Source organism: Geoalkalibacter ferrihydriticus DSM 17813 (assembly GCF_000820505.1).
Classification (GTDB): Bacteria; Desulfobacterota; Desulfuromonadia; order Desulfuromonadales; family Geoalkalibacteraceae; genus Geoalkalibacter; species Geoalkalibacter ferrihydriticus.
Genome location: NZ_JWJD01000007.1, coordinates 194,135 through 200,134, shown reverse-complemented (window position 1 = coordinate 200,134; position 6,000 = coordinate 194,135). Strand labels below are relative to the sequence as shown.

At 52.0% G+C, this 6,000-nt stretch carries 4 protein-coding genes and 1 pseudogene; all 5 read right to left on the bottom strand.

All coding sequences use genetic code 11. The features are described from left to right. A pseudogene (locus GFER_RS14940) lies at nucleotides 1–255 on the bottom strand (hypothetical protein); the annotation flags it as partial. 8 nt (nucleotides 256–263) lie between these two features. Further along, nucleotides 264–2,915, bottom strand: coding sequence for an XrtA/PEP-CTERM system TPR-repeat protein PrsT (gene prsT / locus GFER_RS14935; protein WP_074669611.1), 2,652 nt, complete (start codon nucleotides 2,913–2,915; stop codon nucleotides 264–266). Then, nucleotides 2,908–3,285 (bottom strand): DNA-binding transcriptional response regulator, encoded by a 378-nt coding sequence (locus GFER_RS14930; protein WP_040100685.1) that lies wholly within the window; start codon nucleotides 3,283–3,285, stop codon nucleotides 2,908–2,910. Before GFER_RS14930 ends, prsT begins: the two co-directional genes overlap by 8 nt. A 376-nt stretch (nucleotides 3,286–3,661) precedes the next feature. Further along, entirely contained in the window at nucleotides 3,662–5,014 is a 1,353-nt protein-coding gene (locus tag GFER_RS14925; RefSeq protein WP_040100683.1) for a sigma-54-dependent transcriptional regulator, read from the bottom strand. Between the two features lie 14 nt (nucleotides 5,015–5,028). After that, entirely contained in the window at nucleotides 5,029–5,739 is a 711-nt protein-coding gene (locus GFER_RS14920; RefSeq protein WP_052446466.1) for a PEP-CTERM/exosortase system-associated acyltransferase, read from the bottom strand. Between the last annotated feature and the right edge of the window lie 261 nt (nucleotides 5,740–6,000).

Below are 6,000 nucleotides of genomic sequence, written 5' to 3'. Positions count from 1 at the left end.
AAAGAAGCCGAGGGTGATGGAGATACTGATGCGCACCGCAATTTCAGTTTTACTGAGTTCACGCTCATGATTGTAGAGTTCGACAAAAAACCCGCAGAGCATCAAAACCAGAGCAAAGACAACAACATGAGGCCAGCCGAAAGCGTGCTCGGAGGTGCCGCTTAGATTCCCCAGGCGCATCAGAGTCGCAGCAACAAGAGCGTTGGCGGCCAGCACCAGATCAATCAGCAAAAGTATCACCAGCGACTTGCTCATGGACAACCTCACTGCGCCCCGTTCAAATTGTTAAGCAGTTCGCGAGCCTGTTTTTTTTCGGGGAAATCACCTTTGGCAAGGGACGATTCAAGTGTCTGCAGGGCTTGCCCGGATCTCCCCAAGTCGTGATATACGAGCGCGAGATGATAGAGCACAGTGGGATTGTCGGGCAGACTTTGCGCCGCGGATTCAAGCAGACCCAAGGCGCGATCAGATTGGCCGTCGCGGTAAAGGGCATAACCCAGGGTGTCCATGATCGCCGGATCCGTAGGAGCCAACCGGAAAGCGCGCATCGCGAAATCAAGACCATCCTTAACTTGATTCTGGCCGGTGAGTAGATAAGCCAAGTCGTTTAGTGCGGGCACAAAATTAGGGTTGAGTTCAACAGCTTGTCGGTAAAGACGCGAAGCCTCGGCATATTCGCCCTGCTGATGGTGAATGGACGCTTTCCCGTAAACGGCCGGGAAAAAGTCTTCATGGTCTTTGAGAACATTCCCGTAAACCTCAAGGGCCTGGGCGTTTTTCCCCTGTCCGCGCAGCAGTCCCGCCTTATTCATGGAGAGGGGCCGAGGGTCATTGACCTTAGGCAGCCCTTCGTCAAGAACCGCGTAGGCCTTGTCGCTATTATCGCTTGCGTTGTGAATGGCACTGAGCAGCAGATAACCAAAAGGGGCCTCGGGATTGCTGCTGATCAGGTTAAGGCCCAGAGCTACAGCCTCATCGTTCTGCCCGGATGCAACCAGAGTTTGCGCAAGAAGAGGCAGGCCCTTATCGGGAGATGTTTGGGAAAGATTGCGGAAATCGGCAATGGCCGCGGGATAATCTCTTTGTTCAGCATGAATCTTGCCGCGCATTTCCAGAAGAAGCGGAGCATTCGGCGCTTTGCCCAGACCTTCGCTCACCACCCTGAGTGCCTTGGGGTTTTCACCGCGCCGAATAAGGTTGTAGGCGTAAACCAAGGTGCCGCGAACCGGATCGACATCCACGGCTTTCTTAAAGGTTGCAATGGCTTCTTGACGGTTGCCCATCTGGTCCTGGGAATTAGCCAGAAGGGTCAGAGCCTGGAAGTTATCTGGGGCATGTTTCAGAATGCCCTTATATTCTTCAACAGCTTTTTCAGGCTCAGCCTTGGCCAAGTGGAACACGCCCAGAGAAAAATAAGGGGCGAGAAAGTCAGGCTTGGCCGATTTCGCCTGTTCAAGAGCCTCAGCGCCATCGTCAAACCGTTCCTGGCGAAAATACAGGTTGGCCAGTTGGTAATAGATAAAGGCATCCTGCTCATTATTTGCCAAGCCCTCCTGCAGCGAGGCAATCGCCTTGTCCGATTGGCCCTGGCGGACATAAAACAGCGCCAGGGAAAGACGACTTTCCAGGGCATCGGGATTTGCTTGAACCGCATCGAGCATGGCGGATTCCGCACGCTGGATATCGCCCATGCCAAGACTGACAGCGCCTTTTTTCAGATGAACCGTGGCCAGTCCTGGATCGAGTTGGGTGGCAAGTTCCAAACTGGCCATACCCTCTTCATACCGGCCCTTCATGAGCAGAGCCGTCCCCAGCACATTGTGCGCCCAGGCATTGCGCGGATCGCTGGCCACAGCGGTCTGCCCCTGAAAAATCGCATCGTCAAGACGATTTTGCACCAACAAGGTCGAAGCGAGCATCATGCGCGCCGGAGTAAAATCGGGGTCTATGTCCAGGGCGCGATTGAATTCGCTGAGCGCCACCTCATATCGACCCTGGCGGTATTGACAAAGACCGAGAAAATAATGGCTTTGCAAATTGCCGCCATGGGAAAGGGAGCGCTGAAAGGCATCGGCAGCATTTTCCCATTCTTGTTTCTCGTAGAGAATCAGGCCGCGAAGCTGAAAGCCTTCGGGACGATTGGGATGAATGCGGATGAGATCTTCGGCAAATTTCGATCCCTCATCGAGGTCGCCGCTATTTATGGTGAGAAGTCCGACCTGATAAAGGGCGTCGATGTCGCGCGAGTCAATGGCCAGAACTTTTTTCCAAATTTCCAGGCCTTCGTCAAGCTGCCCCCTGGCCATGACAATCCTGGCAATCAACAAAAGCGCTCGTTTGTCGGATGGGTGAAGTTCGGCGGCTGTTTCCAGGACGGGAAGAGCAGATTCTATATGACCTTCGGCTAGATACACCGACGCCATGCCGAGATAAGCGTCAAGAGTCTGCGGATCGATCTCTTTGGCGCTGCGGAAAGCCTCCATACTTTGAGGGAAATCTTTTTTCACCAGATAGGCACGACCTTGAATAACCAGCGCTTCTGCCGTAGGGGGATGAGAGGCGAGATAGGTCTCGACCTGCTCAAGAGCTTCGTCAGGCCGGTCGGTTTCAATATAGGCTTTGGCAAGGAACACATCGATGCGGGTGTTGGAAGGATCTTGCAGCTTGACTTTCTGCAATTCTCTTTCGGCCTGAGGATACCTTTCGAGATCGATATATCCCTTGGCCAGATGAAAACGAGCCTCAACGAAATTCGGATCTTTTTCCAAGGCATTACGAAAGAGGATGACGCCCCCGGTAACATTTCCCTCTTCTGTGAGCTTAATGCCTTCCTGCAGCATTTCTTCTTTGGTCTTACTTCCGCAACCATACAGAAAAAAACCGACCAATAGCAGCACAATGATTCTTCTAAGCAAGGCTGTATCCTCCCCGTATTGAAATTCCGTCATCGAGCATCTCTCCAACAATTCCGATAAAATTTTCAAAATCCAAAGGTTTGATGAGGCACCGACAAATTTCGAACTGTTTAAGGCTTTCAAGGATTTCGTGATTGACGAAGTCGCTGAGAACGATCACCGGCGTACCCGTGTGTTGGATTTTTTCAACAAATTTTTCCGCAATGGGATAACTCGCGACGACCAGCCCATAATCGGTCCAGCGGTGAATTGTATCAAAAAACTTATCAGATTCTGGAATGACCGGGACAAATCCTTCCCGTTCGAGAATGGCGCTGCAAACCCGGGAAAAATGTTTGTCGTCAAGAACGAGAATTTTCTTTTTTGCCACAGTAACAAGCTCCCGAAAGTTCCGTCTCTCTCAGTGAGGCAGGAGAGACACGAGAGCCATAGAGCAACAACAATGCCGAAAACTCAACCTATTGAATTTACTCTTATCTACAAAATTCCACACAAAACACGGCACAACATGTATCCGTTGGCGACACAATTCCAGACCGACTGCTGTATCCGAACGAAACACCCTAGCTAAGGCATTATTTTTCCGTGGATATCGGTGTATCCATTAGACACACTCGCAAAAATCCGGCTGAAGGGCAAGGATTCGGCTGCAATGCAACCGCGACCGGTGGTGGATGCTGAACAGTTTACAGTGGATAAAAAAACCCGCCGATATACATCGACGGGTCGGGACGGGAAAGGGACTTTCAGGATAGTCCATAGTCGTTGAGTCTCTTGTAAAGCGCCTTGCGCGAGATTCCGAGGCTGCGGGCGGCTTCCGACTTGTTGCCCGCACATCGTTCAAGGGCTTCCTTGACGGCAGCCAACTCTCTTTCGCGCATGGTTTTCACGGCACCGCTTGGAATTGAATTGTCGTTGGCTCCCAAAAGTTCCGCCGGAAGTGCGCGAGGACCAATTTCCTGGCCACGGGCCAGGACCACGGCGCGCTCGACGACATTGCGCAACTGACGGATGTTTCCGGGCCAGGCATAGGACTGCATGATGTCCATAGCCTCATCGGACACACTGAGAACCTTGCCCTCTCTGGCGCAAAACTCCCTAAGAAATTCGGCGACCAGCAAGGGAATGTCCGGGCGCCGCTCGCGCAGTGGAGGCACGGTTACCTGAACAACGTTGAGCCGATAATAAAGATCCTGTCGGAAACGTCCCATTTTAATTTCCGCGAGCAGATCGCGGTTGGTGGAAGACACCAGGCGGAAATGAACACTGATTTTTTCGTTGCTTCCAAGCCGCTCGATTTCCTTTTCCTGCAGAACGCGCAAGAGCTTGGCCTGCACGGAAAGGTCGAGTTCGCCAATCTCATCAAGAAACAGCGTGCCGCCCGCCGCCTGCTCAACCCGGCCGATGCGCCGGGCGGATGCTCCGGTAAAGGCGCCCTTTTCGTACCCGAACAGTTCGGATTCAATCAGTTCACGGGGGATGGCGGCACAATTGACGGCAACAAAATTTTTTTTAGCCCAGGTTCCACCGCAATGTAAGGAACGTGCGATCATCTCCTTGCCGGTTCCGGTTTCGCCGCAGATGAGCACACTGCTCTCCGAATCGCGTACCGCATCGACTATATCCAGGATTTTACGCACTTCCGGATCGCTGCCGATCAGGCGAAATTCCTTGCGTTCGTCGTTGAGACGTTTTTTGAGTTCAAACAGCTCGCGCTTGAGGCGCCGCTGTTCGACGGCTCGGCTGAGAATGCCTTTAAGGTTGAGATAATCGGGTGGCTTGATGAAGTAATAGAAGGCCCCGCGCGTCATGGCCTCAACGGCCGACTCGACGGAGCCGTATGCGGTCAGAAAGATGACCGGGATATCAGGGTGTTCGTTTGCGAGAATGCCGAACAAGTCCATGCCGCTGAGACCCGGCATTTTCATGTCGGTTATCACCGCGTCGAAGTCAATCTCCTTGAACCGGGGCAAGGCTGCTTCCACGGATCCGGCTGTTACAACGCGATAACCCTCCTCGCCCATGATGGCGGCCAGAACTTTGAGAGCGTTGGGTTCATCGTCGACAATAAGAATTGTGCCTTTTTCCTGTGCCGCCATTGGTCTCCCATGTATCAAATTGCAACCGACAGCTCCTGCGCGCGCCCAACGGATAAGGATTCAGCTTGATGATAAATTGTCGAAAAATCCTCATTGCCCGCGACGATTTCATCGACGCGACCGAAGTAGGGCCGGCGCAGGCCATGATAGTCTATTTCTGGTCCGATGGGCGTAAAATTCATCTTTCTTCGCTTGAGAAGAATATAAAGCCCTTTGGCCATACCCACATACCAATGGGTAAATCCTTCGCGCCCGCTGAATTCGCAAATTTTACGGATAAGCCCCAACACAATGTCATTTTCGCCGCTGCGGCGTTCGTCTTCAGGAATGGACATCCCTTGAGCGGAAAACACTTCGCCGTTATATATCATATTGTCGCCGGCACGCCGCCGATAATCCTTGCTGACGGCGAGCCGCGATATTTCGCAGGTTTTTATCCGCAATTCACCTTGGACGTCGCGATCCATCTGCATGTTCTTTTCAATGGGAAATTTCATATCCGAGCACGGGATGAGTCGCGCCGTGCCGATAATCGCGCCTGTTTCGCGGCGAATGGCGGCGATATGAATCGCCTGCTGATCATACTCGTCGGTTTCAATCCCCAAGGGATGGTCTTCGGCGCGCTCAAACCCCCACTCTTCAACGTACACCTTGTACCGCAATTTGAAGACGTCGGCAATCCTCGGGTCATTTTTTTTAATCTCGACGAAGTCAAAATAGCTCATGGCGGGCATCTCCTTGTTGAAGAAATGTACGAAAAAGTGTGATGCAGGAGGTTCGAGATATCTATCTGCAAAAAATTAACCATACTTCATGCTTTTGGTTTTTTTTCACAATCAGATTGGATATCGGTCGCCACGGCCCATTATTGCAGAGATACGACATTTTTTCTCAAGGTTGGCCGAGAACATCAAACAAGCAACAATAAACGGATCCATTTAACGCCTGACTCTATTTCGGTATTTGACGTACGCTCGGTGACCTTT

What these genes read in the sequence shown, in the direction of transcription:
- GFER_RS14925 (WP_040100683.1), bottom strand. Translation starts at nt 5,014, where the DNA reads ATGGCGGCACAGGAAAAAGGCACAATTCTTATTGTCGACGATGAACCC.
- GFER_RS14920 (WP_052446466.1), bottom strand. Translation starts at nt 5,739, where the DNA reads ATGAGCTATTTTGACTTCGTCGAGATTAAAAAAAATGACCCGAGGATT.